We start from the raw sequence: 17,684 nt of genomic DNA on the forward strand, positions 1-17,684 counted from the left end.
GGTTCAGGGGGTGGGGGCGGCGGGGCGGGGTGCGGAGGCCAGCAGGGCGTCCGAGCGGCGGACGTCCTCGCGGGCGGCGCGCAGCAGGTCGTCGACGTCGGCGAACTTCTCGGTGTCGCGCAGCCGGGCGACGAACCACAGCTCGACGCGTTCGCCGTACAGGTCGTCCGAGGTGTCGTGGCAGTGCACCTCGACGTGCACCTCGGACGAGTCGCCGAACGTCGGGTTGGTCCCGATGCTGATCGTCGCCCGGTGCACGCCCCCGGTCGCCGGGCGGGCCAGCCAGCCGCTGTAGATCGCGGGCGGCGGGACGGCCGTGCCAGGTGCGGGGGAGAGGTTCGCGGTGGGGAAGCCGAGGCCCTTCCCCCGGCCGGCGCCGTGAACGACCGTGCCGACCAGGGGAGTTGACGGGAACTCAGCCATGGGGGGTGAGCTCGCGGAACTGGCTGGTGTGGAAGACCAGCGGCTCCACGCCCGGGAACAGCTCCGCCGAGAGCAGCTCCAGCAGGACGATCTCGTGGTCCCCGCCGTCGTACACCGGGCCGACCCGGGCGGTCAGCCACAGCGCGGCGTCGTGGATCAGCACCGCGCCGTCGGCCGTCGCCTGCCAGGGCGTGCCGTCGAACCGGTCGCCCGCCCGGGAGGCGAGCTTGCGGCACAGCGCGCCCTGGCCGTGGCTGAGCACGCTCAGGCCGAGCACCGGGGCCTCGGCCAGCCGGGGCCAGGTGGTGGAGGTGCGGGCCACGCTGATGGCGACCATCGGCGGCTCCAGCGAGATCGACACGAAGGAGCTGGCCGCGAACCCGACCGGTTCGCCGTCGCGCAGCGCGCCGATCGCGACCACGCCGGTGGGGTACGCCCCGAAGGCTTGCCGCAGCGCGCCCGCGTCCAGGGCTGAGGGGTGGTGAACGGTGGTGGCCATGGCCGGTGCCGTCCTCTCGTGGTGCCGAAGGTGGTACGGGGGAGCGGGGGTCAGTGGCGGTGCCGGGCGGCCGGGTGGCCGGCGGGCAGCGCCCGGTCGCCGGAGCCGGTCAGGCGCTCGCGCAGCGACTCGCCGGCCGCGTACTCGCCGCGGAACACGCCGCGCTCGCGCAGGATCGGCAGCACCGACTCGACGAACTCGACGGTGGAGGCGGGCTGCACGGTCGGCGAGAGCAGGAAGCCGTCCAGGTCGGCGCCCTCCGCCAGGGCGCAGATCTCGTCGGCGATCTCCTCGGCGGTGCCGACCACCGGGCGGGCGCCCACGCCGTGGGTGTGCCAGTCGGCCAGCACGTCGCCGACCGTCTTGCCGGCGAACCGGGCGACCTGGGTCTGCGACATCTCGGTGGACAGCTCGGTCATCGGGGTGTCCGGCGCGTACGAGGACAGGTCCAGGCCGGTGAACATCGCGTACGAGGCGACGGTCACCTCGGGGCGCTGCGCCTCCAGGATCCGCTGCCAGCGGCGCTCGGCGTCCGAGGTGGTGGCGCCGACCACGCAGGAGAACGCCGACATCACCTTGACCTCGTCGGCCTTGCGCCCGGCGTTCACGGCCTCCGCGCGGATCGCCTTCGCGTGGCCCGCGAGCTGCTCGACGCTGCCGCTGCCGACGAACATGCACTCGCCGTGCCGCCCGCCGACCCGGCGGCCGGCCGGGGAGGCGCCGGCCTGGAACAGCACCGGGGTGCCCTGCGGGGAGCGGGCGGTGTTGCCGTAGCCGTGCGAGCGGAAGTACGGGCCCTCGTGCTCGACCAGGTGCACCTTGGCCGGGTCGGCGAAGCGGCCGGCCTTGTCCTTCTCCAGGGCGTCCGGCTCCCAGGCGCCCTCCCAGTACTTGTAGACCAGGTCGAGGAAGTCCTCGGCCATCGCGTACCGGTCGTCGTGCGCGACCATGTCCATCCCGAACGCCTTCACCGCGGTGTCGGCGGTGCCGGTGGTGACCACGTTCCAGCCGAGGCGGCCGCCGGAGAGCTGGTCCAGGGTGGCCAGGCGGCGGGCGAACGCGTACGGCGGCTCGACCAGCACCGAGCCGGTCACCACCAGGCCCAGGTCGGTGGTGGAGGCCAGCAGCGCCGAGGCGATCACGAACGGGTCCAGCCGCGGCAGGTCGAGGGTCTCCTCGGTGGCGATCGGCGGGCGGACCCCGTTGATCTCCGACCAGCCCCAGGCGTCGGCCAGGAACAGGAAGTCCAGCTTGGCGTCCTCGCACAGCCGGGCCACCTCCTGCCAGTAGCCGAGGGTGTCGAACAGGTGGCGGCGGCTGTCGGGGTGGCGCCAGGTGGCGGTGCCGCTGGCGTTGGTCTGGGCGTTCTCGAACAGGCCGAGCTTGAGGCTGCGCATGGGTGTTCTCCGTTGAACAGGCAGGTGGTGCGGGGGAACTGACGGAGGATCAGGGAACGGTGTCGAGCTGCGCCGCGTAGGGCATCGAGGACTGGGCGCCGAGCCCGGTGACGGCCAGCGAGGCCGCCCGGACGGCGCGGGCCGCGGCCGCGGGCAGGTCGGCGCCGCGGGCGAGCGCGTCGGCGAGGGCGCCGCAGAAGGTGTCGCCGGCGCCGACGGTGTCGACGGCGTCCACCACCGGGGCGGGCAGGTGGACGGCCGGGCGGCCCGGCTGCTTGATCAGCGCCCCGTCCGCGCCGAGCGTGACCACCACGGCCCCGCACGGCAGGTCGGCGCGCTCCAGCAGTGCGCGGGCGGCGGCGAGGCCGGAGGCCGGTTCGGCGCCGAGCAGCGCGGCCAGCTCGCCCAGGTTGGGCACCAGGACGTCGACGGCGGCCAGCACCTCGGGGGCGACCGGACGGGCCGGGGCCGGGTTGAGGACGACCGTGCCGCCCTGCTCCCGGGCCCGCAGCACCGCGGCGGCCACCACCTCGGCGGCCACCTCGTGCTGGACCAGCACCACCTCGCCGGGCGTGCGGGCCAGCCACTGCGGCAGGTCCTCGACCGACAGGACGGCGTTGGCGCCCGCGTTGACCACGATGGTGTTCTCGCCGGCCCGGTCGACCACCACCGAGGCGATCCCGGTGCCGGCGTCCGGCGCGGTCAGCACCGCGTCCAGGTCGACGCCCTCGGCGGCCAGCACCCGCCGGATCGGCTCGCCGTCCGCCCCGACCCGGGCCACCAGGCGCACCTGCGAGCCGAGCCGGGCGGCCGCGACGGCCTGGTTGGCGCCCTTGCCGCCGACGCCCTCGACGAAGCCCCGCGCGAGCACGGTCTCGCCGGGCCGCGGCAGGTCCTCGACGGTCAGGACGAGGTCGCGGTTGACCGAACCGACGACGGTGATGGACGGCATCTGGGACTCCTCGGGAGCCGTGGGAGATCGATCTCCCACACTGTGGACCAGCACTCACGAGGCGTCAAGTACCCTCGTGCTGCGCATTGCGCCAGCTCAGGCCCGCCAGGGTGGCGCCTGCCGGAACGAGACCCGGCCGACACCGTTCCGAGACCGGGAACGCGCCGCGCAGCCCGCGCACCGCTTCCGAGACCGCTTCCGACACCGTTCCCGAGACCGTTCCCGAGACCGCTCCGACCGGGGAGGACCCCCACGTGACAGCGCCCCGACTCCTCGACGTGGCCGCGGCCGCCGGCGTCTCCCGCGCCACCGCCTCGCGCGTCCTGGCCGGCACCCCGCGCAACGTCGACCCCGACCTGGCCCGCCGCGTCGAGGAGGCCGCCCAGCGCCTGGGCTACCGCACCAACCACTCCGCGCGGGCGCTGCGCACCGGCACCACCGGCACCGTCGGCGTGGTCGTCCCCTCGCTCGCCAACCCGTACTTCGTCCAGCTCGCCGACGCCCTCGCCCAGCGGGTCCGGGCCGCCGGCGGCCAACTGGTCGTCTCCGACGCGGCCAACTCGCCCGCCATCGAGGCCGAACAGATCGAGACCCTGCTCAGCGGACGCGTCGACGGACTGCTGGTCGTCCCGGTCTCCGCCGCGGCCTCCGGCGCCGCCGTCCGGGCCGCCGCCGAACGCGCCCCCGTCGTGCTGTTCGACCGCTGGGCGCACGGCTCCGGCACCGTCGCCGTCACCCTCGACAACGCCGCCGCGATGCGCCTGCTGCTCGACCACCTGGATGCCCTCGGCCGCCGCCGGATCGCCCTGGTCGCCGCCGACCAGGCGTCCTCCTCCGGCGCCGAACGCCTCGCCGCGTTCACCGCCGCCCGCGGCGCCGACGCCACCACCGTCCTGCTCCCCAGCTTCACCACCGACGCCGGCCGCACCGCCGGCCGCCGGATCGCCGAACGCCGCGCCGAGGTCGACGCCGTCGTCTGCGGCGCGGACGTCCTCGCCGTCGGCCTGGTCAGCACCCTGCAGCGCTCGGCGGTCTCCGTCCCCGGCGAGATCGCCGTCACCGGCTTCGACGACACCGAGATACTCGAACTCCTCGACCCCCCGATCACCTCCATCCGCCACCCGCTCACCGACATGGCCGAACGCGCCCTCACCCTCCTCCAAGGCCCGGCCACCGACCGCGCCGAGAACGTCGAACGCTTCGCCCCGCAACTCGTCGTCCGCGCCTCCACGGACGCGGACGCGGGCGCCTGACGGACCGTCAGATCTGCTGCTGGGGGCGGGACTTCGATCGATACGCGCCGACCGGGCGCCGCACACCGCCCGGTCCGGGCGCCCCGGGCGGGCGACTCCGGTGCCGTGACAGCGAGTTGACGGCGCGACGGCAGCGGGGCGGCGCAGGCTGGACGGCATGGCAGAACTCCTCGCACCCGCCCCCGGCGGCACCCCCGCCACCGCCCTCCTCGACGACGGCGACGGGCCGCCGCTGCTGCTGGTGCACGGCAGCGGCGGCAGCCCCGCGGACTGGGACGGTGTGCTGCGCGGGCTGGGCGGCTTCCGGACCGTCCGGGTCCGCCGGCGGCGCTACCTGCCGGGGCCGGGGCCGGTTCCCGCCCACCCGGTGGCGGTCGAGGCGGCCGACGTCCTGGCGGTGGCCGCGCTGCTCGACCGGCCCCCGCTGCTGGTCGGGCACTCCTCGGGGGCGACCGTCGCGCTGGAGGCCGCCGCGGCCCGGCCGGCGGCCTTCGCCGGGCTGGTGCTGTACGAGCCGCCGCTGCCGGTGGACGGCCCGGTCGGCGGTGAGGCGTCCCGGCGGGCCCGGGCGGCGCTGGCGGCGGGCGACCGGGCCGGGGCGATGCGGATCCACCTGGGCGAGAACGCCGGGATGCCGCCCGCGCTGCTCGAAGCCGTGTTCGCCGACCCCGCGGAGCGCGAGCGGCTGGCCGCCGGGGCGGACGCCCAGTTCGCCGACCTCGACGCCATCGACGCCCTCGGCCCCGGCACCGACCGCTACCGCCACCTCGCGCTGCCCGTCACCCTGCTGGAGGGCGCCGACAGCCCCCGGCACCTCCGGCACACCCTCACCGCCCTCGCGGCCGCCCTCCCCGACGCCCGCCGGGTCACCCTCCCCGGCCAGGGCCACACCGCCCACGTCACCGGCCCGCACCTGCTCGCCGCCGAGATCCGCGCCGCCGCGCAGCGGGCGTTCGCCTGACGCAGTGCGGTGCGGTGCGGTGCGCTGCGGCGCGTTCGCAGGTTCGGGTCCGCACCGCCGCGCCTTCATCCGACCCGGCGTCAACTCACCGCCACCGCAGGGAAGTCGGCTCACGCCACCGACGGTCGGCGCGGATCCAGCGGCTCGATCCCGTGTCCGTCGAAGAGCCGCTCCAGCGCCTCGTGGCCGTGCGCGCGCCGGAACGCCGCTTCGGCGGCCGTGATCGGGAGCAGCCACAGGACGCGGGCGTGCCCGCCGTCCGGCAGCGGGCAGTGCTCCAGTTCCGGGCCGTGCAGGTAGGGCAGGCTGACCAGCAGGTGGTCGCAGGCGGAGCCGGGCAGCCACGGCTCGCCGATCGGCAGGCTGTGCTCCACGTCCAGCCGGTGGGCGGCGTGGTAGGAGGCGACCATGCCGAGCAGTTCGGCGAAGCGCGGGTCGTCCGCCGCCCCGCACAGCACGAACTCCACCGCCCCGCACCCGGCCGTCAGGTACGACCACCCGCCGCCGCGCGGCCCCGGCCCGGCCGCGAGGATCCGGAGCCCGGAGCCCGGGTCCGGGGCGGTGGAACGGACGGGGTGGCCGGCGAAGAAGGCGCGGACGTGCGACTCCACGGCCGCGGCGGAGGTGTGGTCGGGCATGCCCGCGATGCTCGCACCCGCCCGGGCCGGGGCGCTGCCCGGGTGCGCGTCAGTCGGTGTGCTGCGGGGAGAACCGGTTGATGTGGGCCTGGAGTTGCAGCCAGGTGGGGTCGCCGGGGGAGGAGTCGGTGACCTCGGCCAGCTTCTCGCGGTCCCAGTCCTGCTCGCCGTCGGTGAAGTCCAGGTGGTGGTCGAGGTCGCCGTCGGCGGGGACGTCCCCGGTGCCGGCCAGGAACGCCGCCGCGTCCGCTGCCGTCGTGGCGGCCGGGGCCGGGGGCTCGCCCCCGGTGGGCGCGGTCAGCAGGGTGAGGCTGCCGTCCTCCCGGGCGACCAGCAGTTCGCCTGCGGCGGTCGAGGTCAGCGCGGTGACCGCCGCCCCGTCCGGGTCCCCGTGCTCGACGGCCTCCCGGGCCTCCAGGTCGAGTTCGACCAGGGTGCCGCCGGGGGTGCCGATCCACAGCACGCCGGGCTGCGGGCCGAAGGCGAGGTTCTGGCGCGGCCACTCCTCGTCCCGGGCCAGGTCGGTGTGCAGGACCTTGCGCAGCGAGGGGAAGGCGAAGACGTCCAGCGTTTCGAGGTAGGCGTTGCCGCGCAGGGCGAGGTACCGCCCGTCGGGGCTGAACAGCGGGGTGCCGTAGCCGTCGACGTCCAGGACCAGGGCCCGCCGCTGCTGCCGCATCGCCCCGCCCTCGCCGCCGGGGCGGGCGAACACGCAGAAGGTGGCGCCCTGGTCGCTGACCAGGGTGGCGACCAGCTCGCCGGAGGGGTGCACGCCGACGCCGGTGTCCCACCAGCGGGCGGGGGAGGCGGCACCGGTGGCGGGATCGAGGACCGCCGAGGCGTCGTCGCCGTCGATCGCGGAGACCCACAGGGCGCGGCCGTCGGGGCTGTGGGCGAGCGCCTCGCAGTTCTCGGGGGCGGGCAGCGGCTCGGCCCGGCCGTCGGGGGTCCAGCGGCGCAGCAGGCCCTCGTCGACGACGGTCAGCAGGGGTTCGTGCGGGTGCCAGGCGATCGGGGGCAGCCAGTGGTCGCCCCAGCCGCTGGTGAAGACCGCGACCTCGAAGGAGGCGAGTTCGCGCAGCCGCCCGCCGGAGCAGTCCCAGATCCGGACGCGCGAGCGGTCGGCCTCCTCGTCGGTGCTGATCCCGGCGGCCAGCGGGAGGCGGGGGTGGCAGGCCAGCAGTTCCACCGGGAGGCCGTCCCCGGTCAACAGGTGCGCCGCTGTGGCGAGATCGGTCATGGCCCGCACCCTAGAAGGGGGGTCGGACAGCGCCCGAACCGGCCGCATCCTTGCATGATTTTGCTAGCCTGCGTATATTCATGCTGGGCTTCAGGAGGGAACGCCATGGTATTGCGAGTAGCCGTCGCCGGAGCGAGCGGGTACGCGGGCGGTGAGGTGCTGCGCCTGCTGCAGGCGCACCCCGAGGTGGAGATCGGCGCGCTGACCGGGGGCTCCAACGCGGGGCAGCCCTTCGGCGCGCTGCAGCCGCACCTGATCGGCCTGGCCGACCGGGTGCTGGAGCCGACCAACCCGCAGACGCTGGCCGGGCACGACATCGTCTTCCTCGGCCTGCCGCACGGCCAGTCCGCCGAGCTCGCCGCCCAGCTCGGCGAGGACGTCCTGGTGGTCGACCTGGGCGCCGACCACCGACTGAAGTCCGCGGCCGACTGGGAGCAGTTCTACGGCTCCCCGCACGCCGGGACGTGGCCCTACGGCCTGCCCGAGCTGCCCGGCCACCGCGAGGCGCTGCGCGGCAGCAAGCGGATCGCCGTCCCCGGCTGCTACCCGACCGCCGTCACGCTCGCCATGTACCCGATGTACGCCGCGGGCCTGGCCGAGCCGGAGGCGGTGATCACCGCCGCGTCCGGCACCTCCGGCGCGGGCAAGGCCGCCAAGACCCACCTGCTGGGCAGCGAGGTGATGGGCTCGATGAGCCCGTACGGCGTCGGCGGCGGCCACCGGCACACCCCGGAGATGGCGCAGAACCTGACCCCGGTCGCGGGCGAGCCGGTCACCGTCTCCTTCACGCCCACCCTGGCGCCGATGCCGCGCGGCATCCTCGCCACCTGCTCGGCCAAGGCGAAGCCCGGCACCACCGCCGCCGAGCTGCGGGCCGCGTACGAGAAGGCGTACGGCGCCGAGCCGTTCGTCCACCTGCTGCCCGAGGGCCAGTGGCCGCACACCTCGTCCGTGTACGGCTCGAACGCGGCCGTGCTGCAGGTCGTGCTGGACGAGCACGCCGGGCGGATCATCGCGATCAGCGCGATCGACAACCTGGTGAAGGGCACCGCGGGCGGCGCGGTGCAGAGCATGAACATCGCCCTCGGCCTCCCCGAGGAGCTCGGCCTCCCGCTGAACGGAGTCGCACCGTGACCACCCAGGACCAGAACACCGGCAACGTCGGCGTCACCGCGGCCAAGGGCTTCCGCGCGGCGGGCGTCACCGCGGGCATCAAGGCGTCCGGCACCCCGGACCTCGCGCTGGTCGTCAACGACGGCCCGCGGCACGCCGCCGCCGGCGTGTTCACCTCCAACCGGGTGCACGCCGCGCCGGTCAAGTGGTCGCGCCAGGTGCTGAACGACGGCGAACTCGCCGCCGTGATCCTCAACTCCGGCGGCGCCAACGCCTGCACCGGCCCCGAGGGCTTCCAGGACACCCACGCCACCGCCGAGAAGGTCGCCGCCGAACTCGGCATCGGCGCCATCGAGGTCGCGGTCTGCTCCACCGGCCTGATCGGCGTCCGGCTGCCGATGGACAAGCTGCTGCCCGGCGTCGAACTCGCGGTGGAGGCCCTCAGCGACACCGGCGGCGAGAGCGCCGCGATCGCCATCAAGACCACCGACACCGTGCACAAGACCGCCCAGGTCACCGCCCCGGCGGGCTGGACGGTCGGCGGCATGGCCAAGGGCGCGGGCATGCTCGCCCCCGGCCTGGCCACCATGCTGGTCGTGGTCACCACCGACGCCGTGGTCGACTCCGCCGCCCTGGACGCCGCGCTGCGCGACGCCACCCGCACCACCTTCGACCGGGTCGACTCCGACGGCTGCATGTCCACCAACGACACCGTGCTGCTGCTGGCCTCCGGCGCCTCCGAAGTCGCCCCCGAGCAGGCCGAGTTCGCCGAGGCGGTGCGCACCGTCTGCGCCGACCTGGCCCGCCAGCTGATCGGCGACGCCGAGGGCGCGTCCAAGGACATCCGGATCGACGTCGTCAACGCCGCCACCGAGGAGGAGGCCGTCGACGTCGCCCGCACGATCTCCCGCAGCAACCTGCTCAAGTGCGCCATCCACGGCGAGGACCCCAACTGGGGCCGGGTGCTGTCCGCGATCGGCACCACCTCCGCCGCCTTCGACCCGGACCGGCTGGACGTCGCCATCAACGGCGTCTGGGTGTGCCGCGACGGCGGCGTCGGCGAGGACCGCGACCTGGTCTCGATGAAGGACCGCGAGGTCGTCATCACCGCCGACCTGAAGGCCGGTCAGGCCACGGCCAGCATCTGGACCAACGACCTGACCGCCGAGTACGTGCACGAGAACAGCGCCTACTCCAGCTGACCCCAGGGGGGACGACCCACCGCCATGCAGATCGCACCCAAGGGCGAACAGGCCCGCAGCAACGCCGCCCTGCCCAAGGCCCGCACCCTGATCGAGGCGCTGCCCTGGCTGGAGCGCTTCCACGGCAAGACCGTGGTCATCAAGTTCGGCGGCAACGCCATGGTCGACGAGGACCTCAAGGCCGCGTTCGCCCAGGACGTCGTCTTCCTGCGCTACGCCGGCCTGCACCCCGTCGTCGTGCACGGCGGCGGCCCGCAGATCAGCGCCCAGCTCGACAAGCTCGGCCTGGAGTCCTCGTTCACGGCCGGCCTGCGGGTCACCACCCCCGAGACCATGGACGTGGTCCGGATGGTGCTCGCCGGGCAGGTCCAGCGCGAACTGGTCGGCCTGCTCAACACCCACGGCCCGTTCGCCGTCGGCATGACCGGCGAGGACGCCCACACCATGACCGCCGCCAAGCGCTACGCCGTGGTCGACGGCGAGCAGGTCGACATCGGCCTGGTCGGCGACATCGTCAACATCGAGGCCGGCGCCGTGAAGGCGCTGATCGCCGACGGCCGGATCCCGGTGATCTCCTCGATCGCCCGGGGCACCGACGGCCACGTCTACAACATCAACGCCGACACCGCCGCCGCCGCGATGGCGGTCGCGCTCGGCGCCGAGATGCTGGTCGTGCTCACCGACGTCGAGGGCCTCTACAAGGACTGGCCGAACTCCGACGACGTGATCAGCCAGCTGAACGCCAGCGAGCTGGAGGAGATGCTCCCCACCCTGGCCACCGGCATGCTCCCCAAGATGGAGGGCTGCCTGCGCGCCGTCCGCTCCGGCGTGGGCACCGCCCGCGTCCTGGACGGCCGGGTCCAGCACAGCCTGCTGCTGGAGATCTTCACCGACGAGGGCATCGGCACCATGGTCGTGCCGGACGACGAGAGCACCGTACTGGGGGGCCTGGCATGAGCAACGAGAGCGTCATCGAGCGGTACGAGCACACGCTGATGCACAACTACGGCACCCCGCGGATCCCGCTGGTCCGCGGCGAGGGCGCGTTCCTCTGGGACGCCGACGGCAAGCAGTACCTCGACCTGGTCGGCGGCATCGCCGTCAACGCGCTGGGCACCGCCCACCCCGCGATCGTCGAGGCCGTCACGCAGCAGATCACCACCCTGGGCCACGTCTCCAACCTGTTCATGGCCGAGCCGACGATCCGGCTCGCCGAGAAGCTGGTCGAGCTGAGCGGCCGTCCGGGCCGGGTGTTCTTCTGCAACTCCGGCGCCGAGGCCAACGAGGCCGCCTTCAAGATCTCCCGGCTGACCGGCCGGACCCACCTGGTCTCGCTCCAGGGCGCCTTCCACGGCCGGACCATGGGCGCGCTCGCGCTCACCGCCCAGCCCGCCAAGCAGGACCCGTTCAAGCCGCTGCCCGGCGACGTCACGTACGTCCCGTTCGGCGACGTCGAGGCCCTGCGGGCGGCCGTCACCACCGAGACCGCCGCGGTCTTCCTGGAGCCGATCCAGGGCGAGAACGGCGCCATCCCGCTCCCGGCCGGCTACCTGAAGGCCGCCCGCGAGATCACCCGGGCCACCGGCACCCTGCTGGTCCTGGACGAGATCCAGACCGGCATCGGCCGCACCGGCCACTGGTTCGCCCACCAGGCCGAGGAGGGCGTCGACCCCGACATCGTCACCCTCGCGAAGGGCCTCGGCGGCGGCCTGCCGATCGGCGCCGTGCTCGCCTTCGGCGACGCCGCCGAACTCCTGACGGCCGGCCAGCACGGCACCACCTTCGGCGGCAACCCCGTGGTCGCCGCCGCCGGCCTCGCCGTGCTGGACACCATCGAGCAGCAGGGCCTGCTGGAGCACGCCACCAAGCTCGGCGAGCGGCTGCGCACCGGCATCGAGGCGATCGGCGACCCGCTGGTCGACCACGTCCGGGGCAAGGGCCTGCTGCTGGGCATCGTGCTCACCGCGCCGGTCGCCGCCAAGGTGCAGGCCGCCGCCCAGGAGGCCGGCTTCCTGGTCAACGCCGCCGTCGCGGACGCCGTCCGGCTGGTCCCGCCGCTGGTGCTCACCGAGGAGCAGGCCGACGCCTTCCTCGCGGCGCTGCCCGCGATCCTCCGAACGGTCCGCGAAGCCGCCCCCGACGCGAACAGCTGAGCGTCCTTCAGGAGAATCATCAGTTATGACCGCACCCCGCCCCGAGCACACGACCCCCGCCACCGGCCCCACGCCGCAGGTCCCGCAGACCCGCACCGCGCGCCACCGGCGGATCGTGGACCTGCTGACCCGTCAGCCCGTCCGCTCGCAGAGCCAGCTCGCCAAGCTGCTCGCCGACGACGGACTCGTGGTCACCCAGGCCACCCTCTCCCGGGACCTGGACGAGCTCGGAGCGGTGAAGATCCGCAACCGGGACGGCGCGCTCATCTACGCCGTCCCGGCCGAGGGCGGGGACCGCACCCCCCGCGCTCCCATGGGCGAGTCCGCCAGCGAGGCCCGGATGGCCCGGCTGGCGGGCGAGCTGATGGTCTCCGCCACCGCCTCCGGCAACCTGGTGGTGCTGCGCACCCCGCCGGGCGCGGCCCAGTTCCTGGCCTCGGCGATCGACACCGCCGAGGTGTTCGAGATCCTCGGCACCATCGCGGGCGACGACACGGTGCTGCTGATCAGCCGCGACGCGGCCGGCGGGCAGGCGCTCGCCGACCACCTGATGCAACTCGCCCAGGCCAAGTCGCAGTAGTTGCGGGCCGTTCCGAACGCGCTGTGCGGTACTGGTTTGTGGACTCATACGCGGTGGTGCATACTTATGCCTAACGCCGCATGGAACCTGTGTTTGTGAATGGAGATAGCCGTGACCGATCGCGTCGTACTCGCCTACTCGGGCGGTCTGGACACGTCCGTCTGCATCGGCTGGATCGCCGAGGAGACCGGCGCCGAGGTCATCGCCGTCGCGGTCGACGTCGGCCAGGGCGGCGAGGACCTGGACGTCATCCGCCAGCGCGCGCTCGACTGCGGCGCCGTCGAGGCCGAGGTCGCCGACGCCCGCGACGAGTTCGCCGACGAGTACTGCCTGCCGGCCCTCAAGGCCAACGCGCTGTACCAGGGCCAGTACCCGCTGGTCTCCGCGCTCTCCCGCCCGGTGATCGTCAAGCACCTGGTCGCCGCCGCGCAGAAGCACGGCGCCACCACCGTCGCCCACGGCTGCACCGGCAAGGGCAACGACCAGGTCCGCTTCGAGGTCGGCATCCAGTCGCTGGCCCCGAACCTGAAGTGCATCGCCCCGGTCCGCGACTACGCGATGACCCGCGACAAGGCGATCGCCTTCGCCGAGGCCAAGAACCTCCCGATCGTCACCACCAAGAAGAACCCGTACTCGATCGACCAGAACGTCTTCGGCCGCGCCGTCGAGACCGGCTTCCTCGAGGACATCTGGAACGCCCCGATCGAGGACGTCTACGAGTACACCCAGAACCCGGCCACCCCGCGCGAGGCCGACGAGGTCGTCATCACCTTCGAGGCCGGCGTCCCGGTCGCGATCGACGGCCGCAAGGTCTCCGTGCTCCAGGCCATCGAGGAGCTGAACAAGCGGGCCGGCGCCCAGGGCATCGGCCGCCTCGACATGGTCGAGGACCGCCTGGTCGGCATCAAGTCCCGCGAGATCTACGAGGCCCCCGGCGCGATCGCCCTGATCACCGCCCACCAGGCCCTGGAGAACGTCACCGTCGAGCGCGAACTCGCCCGCTACAAGCGGCAGGTCGAGCAGCGCTGGGCCGAGCTGGTCTACGACGGCCTGTGGTTCTCCCCGCTCAAGCGCGCCCTGGACGGCTTCGTCAACGAGGCCAACCAGCACGTCTCCGGCGAGATCCGGATGGTCCTGCACGGCGGCCGCGCCGTCGTCAACGGCCGCAAGTCGGAGAAGTCGCTGTACGACTTCAACCTCGCCACCTACGACACCGGCGACACCTTCGACCAGTCCATGTCCAAGGGCTTCATCGAGATCTTCGGCATGTCCTCGAAGATCGCCGCCCGCCGCGACCTGGCCTGATCCACCGTCAGTACCCGCCCCGGCCGCACCCCGCGGCCGGGGCACTGTCACAGCCCCCGAAGGAGCCCACGCGATGACCGCCGACCAGCCCGCAGACGTCCGCCTCTGGGGCGCGCGCTTCGCCGACGGCCCCTCCGAGGCCCTCGCCAAGCTCTCCGCCTCCGTCCACTTCGACTGGCGGCTCGCCCCCTACGACATCGCCGGCTCCAAGGCCCACGCCCGGGTCCTGCACAAGGCCGGCCTGCTCAGCGACGAGGAACTGTCCGGCATGCTCGCCGGGCTGGACCAGCTGCTCGCCGACGTCGAGTCCGGCGCCTTCGTCGGCACCGTCGCCGACGAGGACGTGCACACCGCCCTGGAGCGCGGCCTGCTGGAGCGCCTCGGCCCCGACCTCGGCGGCAAGCTCCGGGCCGGGCGCTCGCGCAACGACCAGATCGCCACCCTGTTCCGGATGTACCTGCGCGACCACGGCAAGGCCATCGGCGCCCTGGTCCTCGACCTCCAGCACGCCCTGGTCGGCCTCGCCGAGGCCCACCCGGACACCGCGATGCCCGGCCGCACCCACCTCCAGCACGCCCAGCCGGTGCTGTTCGCCCACCACGTGCTCGCCCACGTCCAGGCCCTCGGCCGGGACGCCGAGCGGCTGCGCCAGTGGGACGCCCGCACCGCCGTCTCCCCGTACGGCTCCGGCGCGCTGGCCGGCTCCTCGCTCGGCCTCGACCCGCAGGCCGTCGCCGCGGACCTCGGCTTCGAGCGCGGCTCGGTGGGCAACTCGATCGACGGCACCGCCTCGCGCGACTTCGTCGCCGAGTTCGCCTTCGTCACCGCGATGATCGGCATCAACCTCTCGCGGATCGCGGAGGAGATCATCATCTGGAACACCAAGGAGTTCGGCTTCATCACGCTGCACGACGCCTTCTCCACCGGGTCGTCGATCATGCCGCAGAAGAAGAACCCCGACATCGCCGAGCTCGCCCGCGGCAAGTCCGGCCGCCTGATCGGCAACCTGACCGGCCTGCTGGCCACCCTCAAGGCGCTGCCGCTCGCGTACAACCGCGACCTCCAGGAGGACAAGGAGCCGGTCTTCGACTCCTGCGACACCCTGGAGGTCCTGCTGCCCGCCTTCACCGGCATGATCGCCACCCTGACCGTGCACCGCGAGCGGCTGGAGGAGCTGGCCCCGGCCGGCTTCTCGCTCGCCACCGACATCGCCGAGTGGCTGGTCAAGCAGGGCGTCCCGTTCCGGGTCGCGCACGAGGTGGCCGGCGCCTGCGTCAAGGTCTGCGAGGCCGAGGGCATCGAGCTCTCCGACCTGACGGACGCCCAGTTCGCCGGGATCTCCCCGCACCTGACCCCCGAGGTCCGCAGCGTGCTGTCGGTCCACGGCGCGATCGCCTCCCGCAGCGGCCGCGGCGGCACTGCCCCCTCGGCCGTCGCCGTCCAGCTCGCCGAGATCAAGGAGGACCTGGCCACCCAGCAGTCCTGGCTGGCCTGAGCCCCCGCCGCCCGCCGTTCCCCGGGCCCCGGCCCGCTCTCCGGCCTACGCTGGATCCATGTCCAAAGCAGCCGCCGCGCTCGCCGAGGGGTTCCGGGGCGACATCGTGGTGCCCGGGGACGCGGACTACGACGCGGCCCGGGCGGTGTGGAACGGGGCGGTGGACCGCCGGCCCGAGGTGATCGCCCGGTGCACCGGCGCCGCGGACGTGCTGCAGGCCGTCGCGGTGGCCCGGGAGCACGGCCTGCACGTCGCCGTGCGCGGCGCGGGCCACAGCCTGGCCGGGCTCGGCACCTGCGACGGCGGGATGCTGGTCGACCTGTCGCGGCTGACGGGCGTCCGGGTCGACCCGTCCCGCCGGCTCGCCCGGGCCCAGCCGGGGGCGACCTGGGGGGCGTTCGACCACGAGACGCAGGCGTTCGACCTGGCGACCACCGGCTCGCCCTACTCGGGCTCCGGCGTCGCGGGGACGACGCTCGGCGGCGGCCTCGGCTGGCTGGCCCGGTCGTACGGCCTGACCTGCGACAACCTGGTGGAGGCGGACGTGGTGACCGCCGACGGGCGGCTGCTGACGGTGAGCGCGGCGGCGCACCCGGAGCTGTTCGCGGGGCTGCGCGGGGGCGGCGGCAACTTCGGGGTGGTGACCTCCTTCACCTACCGGCTGCACCGGGTCGGGCCGCACGTGCTGTGCGGGGCGGTGTACGTGCCGGTCGAGCTGCTGGCGCCGACCCTGGCCGCGGTGCGGGACTTCATGGCGGCCGCGCCGGACGGCCTGACGGTGATGGTGGAGTTCGGGCGGCCGCGCGGCATGCCGCAGCTGCCGGCCCGGACCGTGCTGCGGATCGGCCTGTGCTGGTCGGGCCGGGCCGACCGGGGCCGGGAGGCGGTGGCGCCGCTGCGCGCGCTGCCGGGCGTGGTCGCGGACACCGTGCAGACCCGCCCGTACCCGCTGTGGCAGAAGATGCTGGACGTGGACCGGGGGCCGGGCGCCGGGAACGTCGGCCGCTCGGAGTTCCTGTCGGTGCTGGACGGGACGGCGATCGACCGGCTGGCCGCCCAGGTGGAGGCGCTGCCGGGCCCGTCGGCCCAGCTGCAACTGGCGTTCCTGGGCGGGGCGGTGGCCCGGGTCGGCCCGGAGGACACCGCCTACACGTACCGGACGGCCCCCTACCTGCTGAGCGCGGTGGCGCGCTGGGCGGACGGCCCGGCGGAGCCGCACGCGGCCTGGGTGCGGCGCTGCTGGGAGGAGATGCGGCCGTTCTCCTCCGGCGGGGCGTACGTCAACCTGATGGGCGCCGAGGGGCAGGGCCGGGTGGTGGAGGCGTACGGGCTGGCGAAGTACGAGCGGCTGGTGGCGCTGAAGGACCGGTACGACCCGGCGAACCTGTTCCGCGTCAACCAGAACGTCCGGCCGAGCGGGTGAGCGGGCCGCCCGCGCGGGCGTGACGCTCGCCACGTCGGACGTCGGGAAGGTTGAGAACAGCTGGCGGCTGGGTAGAGCGGTGGCGAACGTCTCTCTTGACGGTCGCCCGACTGCCCGGATACTGAGCGTGAGCGTGTCAGTTCCGGCTGTCCGGGCCACCGTCCGGCGGGGCGCGTCGCGCTTTTCCCGGGCCGGGCAGATCCCCGTCCGGGCACACCTCGGACAAGAACCGGTGCCAGACCCTCACTCGCACGCGCCGGGCACTTAACGATGGAGGCCCCCGCACATGGGCATGAGTGTGATCATCGCAGCGGCACGACCGGAAGAGGCGGAGCAGATCCTCAAGCTCCAGTACCTCAGCTACCAGAGCGAGGCGGAGCTGTACAGCGACTGGACGCTGGAGCCGCTGACCCAGACCCTGGAGAGCCTGCGGGCCGAGCTGTCCGAGCACCGGTTCCTGGTGGCCCGGCTCGGCGACGAGGTGGTGGGCAGCGTCCGCGGCTGGGTGGACGCCGACGGCGTCGGCCGGATCGGCCGGCTGGTGGTGCACCCGCGGATGCAGCGGCACGGCCTGGGCCGCCGCCTGCTGGAGGGTCTGGAGGCGCAGCTGGCCGAGGACGGCGCCACGGGCGGCTTCGAGCTGTTCACCGGCCACCGCAGCCTGGGCAACCTGCGGCTGTACCGCAAGCTCGGCTACCGCGAGACCGAGGTGCGCGAGGTCTCCCGCCGGCTGTCGATCGTGACGCTGGCCAAGCCGGTGGCGACCACCCTGGCCGCCTGAGCGCGACCGTCCAGCCCCGCGGCGCCCGACCCGAACGAGGGGTCGGGCGCCGCGGGGCTTGTGCCGCAAGGGTCGTGTCCGCAATGCGGACAGCGCGTCCCGGGAATTGGGACGTAGACCAAATGTCTGATTTACTGGGTTCCATGACCACGACGACGACATGCATCCCCACCGGCGCGACGCCGGCAGGTGAGTCGCGCATGTGCGGCCGTCGAATGTGTCGCCGCTGAGGGCCTGCGCCCGGCGCCCGCTGACGCCCCGTCCGCTGA

The 17,684-nt window shown here is 74.1% G+C and carries 17 protein-coding genes; 11 read left to right on the plus strand and 6 right to left on the minus strand.

The genetic code is table 11. The features are described from left to right. Positions 1-3 precede the first annotated feature (3 nt). Genes IH44_RS0129925 through IH44_RS0129940 form a run of 4 tightly spaced genes read right to left on the minus strand, consistent with a single transcriptional unit; the run spans position 4 to position 3,271 of the window. On the minus strand, positions 4-423 hold the full coding sequence (locus IH44_RS0129925) for a riboflavin kinase (protein ID WP_030462890.1): 420 nt from the start codon (positions 421-423) through the stop codon (positions 4-6). Continuing rightward, entirely contained in the window at positions 416-922 is a 507-nt protein-coding gene (locus IH44_RS0129930) for a flavin reductase family protein (RefSeq protein ID WP_030462891.1), read from the minus strand. Before IH44_RS0129930 ends, IH44_RS0129925 begins: the two co-directional genes overlap by 8 nt. Before the next feature lie 50 nt (positions 923-972). Beyond that, on the minus strand, positions 973-2,319 hold the full coding sequence (locus tag IH44_RS0129935; protein ID WP_030462892.1) for an NtaA/DmoA family FMN-dependent monooxygenase: 1,347 nt from the start codon (positions 2,317-2,319) through the stop codon (positions 973-975). A gap of 49 nt (positions 2,320-2,368) precedes the next feature. Further along, positions 2,369-3,271: a ribokinase gene (locus IH44_RS0129940; RefSeq protein WP_030462893.1), complete on the minus strand. Its 903-nt coding sequence runs from the start codon at positions 3,269-3,271 to the stop codon at positions 2,369-2,371. Between the two features lie 254 nt (positions 3,272-3,525). Here IH44_RS0129940 and IH44_RS0129945 point away from each other — a divergent pair, with 254 nt between their 5' ends. Together IH44_RS0129945 and IH44_RS41640 are read left to right on the plus strand one after the other, a co-directional pair. Further along, on the plus strand, positions 3,526-4,524 hold the full coding sequence (locus IH44_RS0129945) for a LacI family DNA-binding transcriptional regulator (RefSeq protein ID WP_030462894.1): 999 nt from the start codon (positions 3,526-3,528) through the stop codon (positions 4,522-4,524). 157 nt (positions 4,525-4,681) lie between these two features. After that, the gene (locus IH44_RS41640; protein WP_051817527.1) at positions 4,682-5,485 is read left to right on the plus strand and encodes an alpha/beta fold hydrolase; all 804 of its coding nucleotides are present in this window, start codon (positions 4,682-4,684) and stop codon (positions 5,483-5,485) included. A 110-nt stretch (positions 5,486-5,595) separates the two neighbouring features. On the opposite strand, the gene IH44_RS0129955 is transcribed toward IH44_RS41640, so the two are convergent. After that, positions 5,596-6,123 (minus strand): suppressor of fused domain protein, encoded by a 528-nt coding sequence (locus IH44_RS0129955; protein WP_030462896.1) that lies wholly within the window; start codon positions 6,121-6,123, stop codon positions 5,596-5,598. Between the two features lie 49 nt (positions 6,124-6,172). After that, the gene (locus tag IH44_RS0129960) at positions 6,173-7,363 is read right to left on the minus strand and encodes a hypothetical protein (protein WP_051817529.1); all 1,191 of its coding nucleotides are present in this window, start codon (positions 7,361-7,363) and stop codon (positions 6,173-6,175) included. 105 nt (positions 7,364-7,468) lie between these two features. On the opposite strand from IH44_RS0129960, the gene argC reads away from it, so the two are divergent. The 9 genes from argC to IH44_RS0130005 all read left to right on the plus strand — a co-directional run bounded on the left by argC (position 7,469) and on the right by IH44_RS0130005 (position 17,415). After that, the gene (gene argC, locus IH44_RS0129965; protein ID WP_030462898.1) at positions 7,469-8,497 is read left to right on the plus strand and encodes an N-acetyl-gamma-glutamyl-phosphate reductase; all 1,029 of its coding nucleotides are present in this window, start codon (positions 7,469-7,471) and stop codon (positions 8,495-8,497) included. Next, positions 8,494-9,678, plus strand: a complete 1,185-nt coding sequence (argJ, locus tag IH44_RS0129970) for a bifunctional glutamate N-acetyltransferase/amino-acid acetyltransferase ArgJ (protein WP_030462899.1) — start codon at positions 8,494-8,496, stop codon at positions 9,676-9,678. Before argC ends, argJ begins: the two co-directional genes overlap by 4 nt. Before the next feature lie 24 nt (positions 9,679-9,702). Next, on the plus strand, positions 9,703-10,635 hold the full coding sequence (argB, locus tag IH44_RS0129975; protein ID WP_030462900.1) for an acetylglutamate kinase: 933 nt from the start codon (positions 9,703-9,705) through the stop codon (positions 10,633-10,635). Next, positions 10,632-11,831, plus strand: a complete 1,200-nt coding sequence (locus IH44_RS0129980; protein ID WP_035956821.1) for an acetylornithine transaminase — start codon at positions 10,632-10,634, stop codon at positions 11,829-11,831. The genes argB and IH44_RS0129980 overlap by 4 nt, the downstream gene beginning before the upstream one ends. Before the next feature lie 25 nt (positions 11,832-11,856). Further along, positions 11,857-12,411: an arginine repressor gene (locus tag IH44_RS0129985; protein WP_030462902.1), complete on the plus strand. Its 555-nt coding sequence runs from the start codon at positions 11,857-11,859 to the stop codon at positions 12,409-12,411. Between the two features lie 111 nt (positions 12,412-12,522). Continuing rightward, complete coding sequence (locus tag IH44_RS0129990; protein WP_030462903.1) at positions 12,523-13,716, plus strand: argininosuccinate synthase; 1,194 nt, start codon at positions 12,523-12,525, stop codon at positions 13,714-13,716. 73 nt (positions 13,717-13,789) lie between these two features. After that, positions 13,790-15,211: an argininosuccinate lyase gene (argH, locus tag IH44_RS0129995; RefSeq protein WP_030462904.1), complete on the plus strand. Its 1,422-nt coding sequence runs from the start codon at positions 13,790-13,792 to the stop codon at positions 15,209-15,211. 58 nt (positions 15,212-15,269) lie between these two features. Then, complete coding sequence (locus IH44_RS0130000) at positions 15,270-16,634, plus strand: FAD-binding oxidoreductase (RefSeq protein ID WP_030462905.1); 1,365 nt, start codon at positions 15,270-15,272, stop codon at positions 16,632-16,634. A gap of 286 nt (positions 16,635-16,920) precedes the next feature. Next, positions 16,921-17,415: a GNAT family N-acetyltransferase gene (locus tag IH44_RS0130005; RefSeq protein ID WP_030462906.1), complete on the plus strand. Its 495-nt coding sequence runs from the start codon at positions 16,921-16,923 to the stop codon at positions 17,413-17,415. Positions 17,416-17,684: the final 269 nt, after the last annotated feature.

The sequence above is a fragment of the Kitasatospora sp. NRRL B-11411 genome (genome assembly GCF_000721345.1).
GTDB lineage: Bacteria > Actinomycetota > Actinomycetes > Streptomycetales > Streptomycetaceae > Kitasatospora > Kitasatospora cineracea.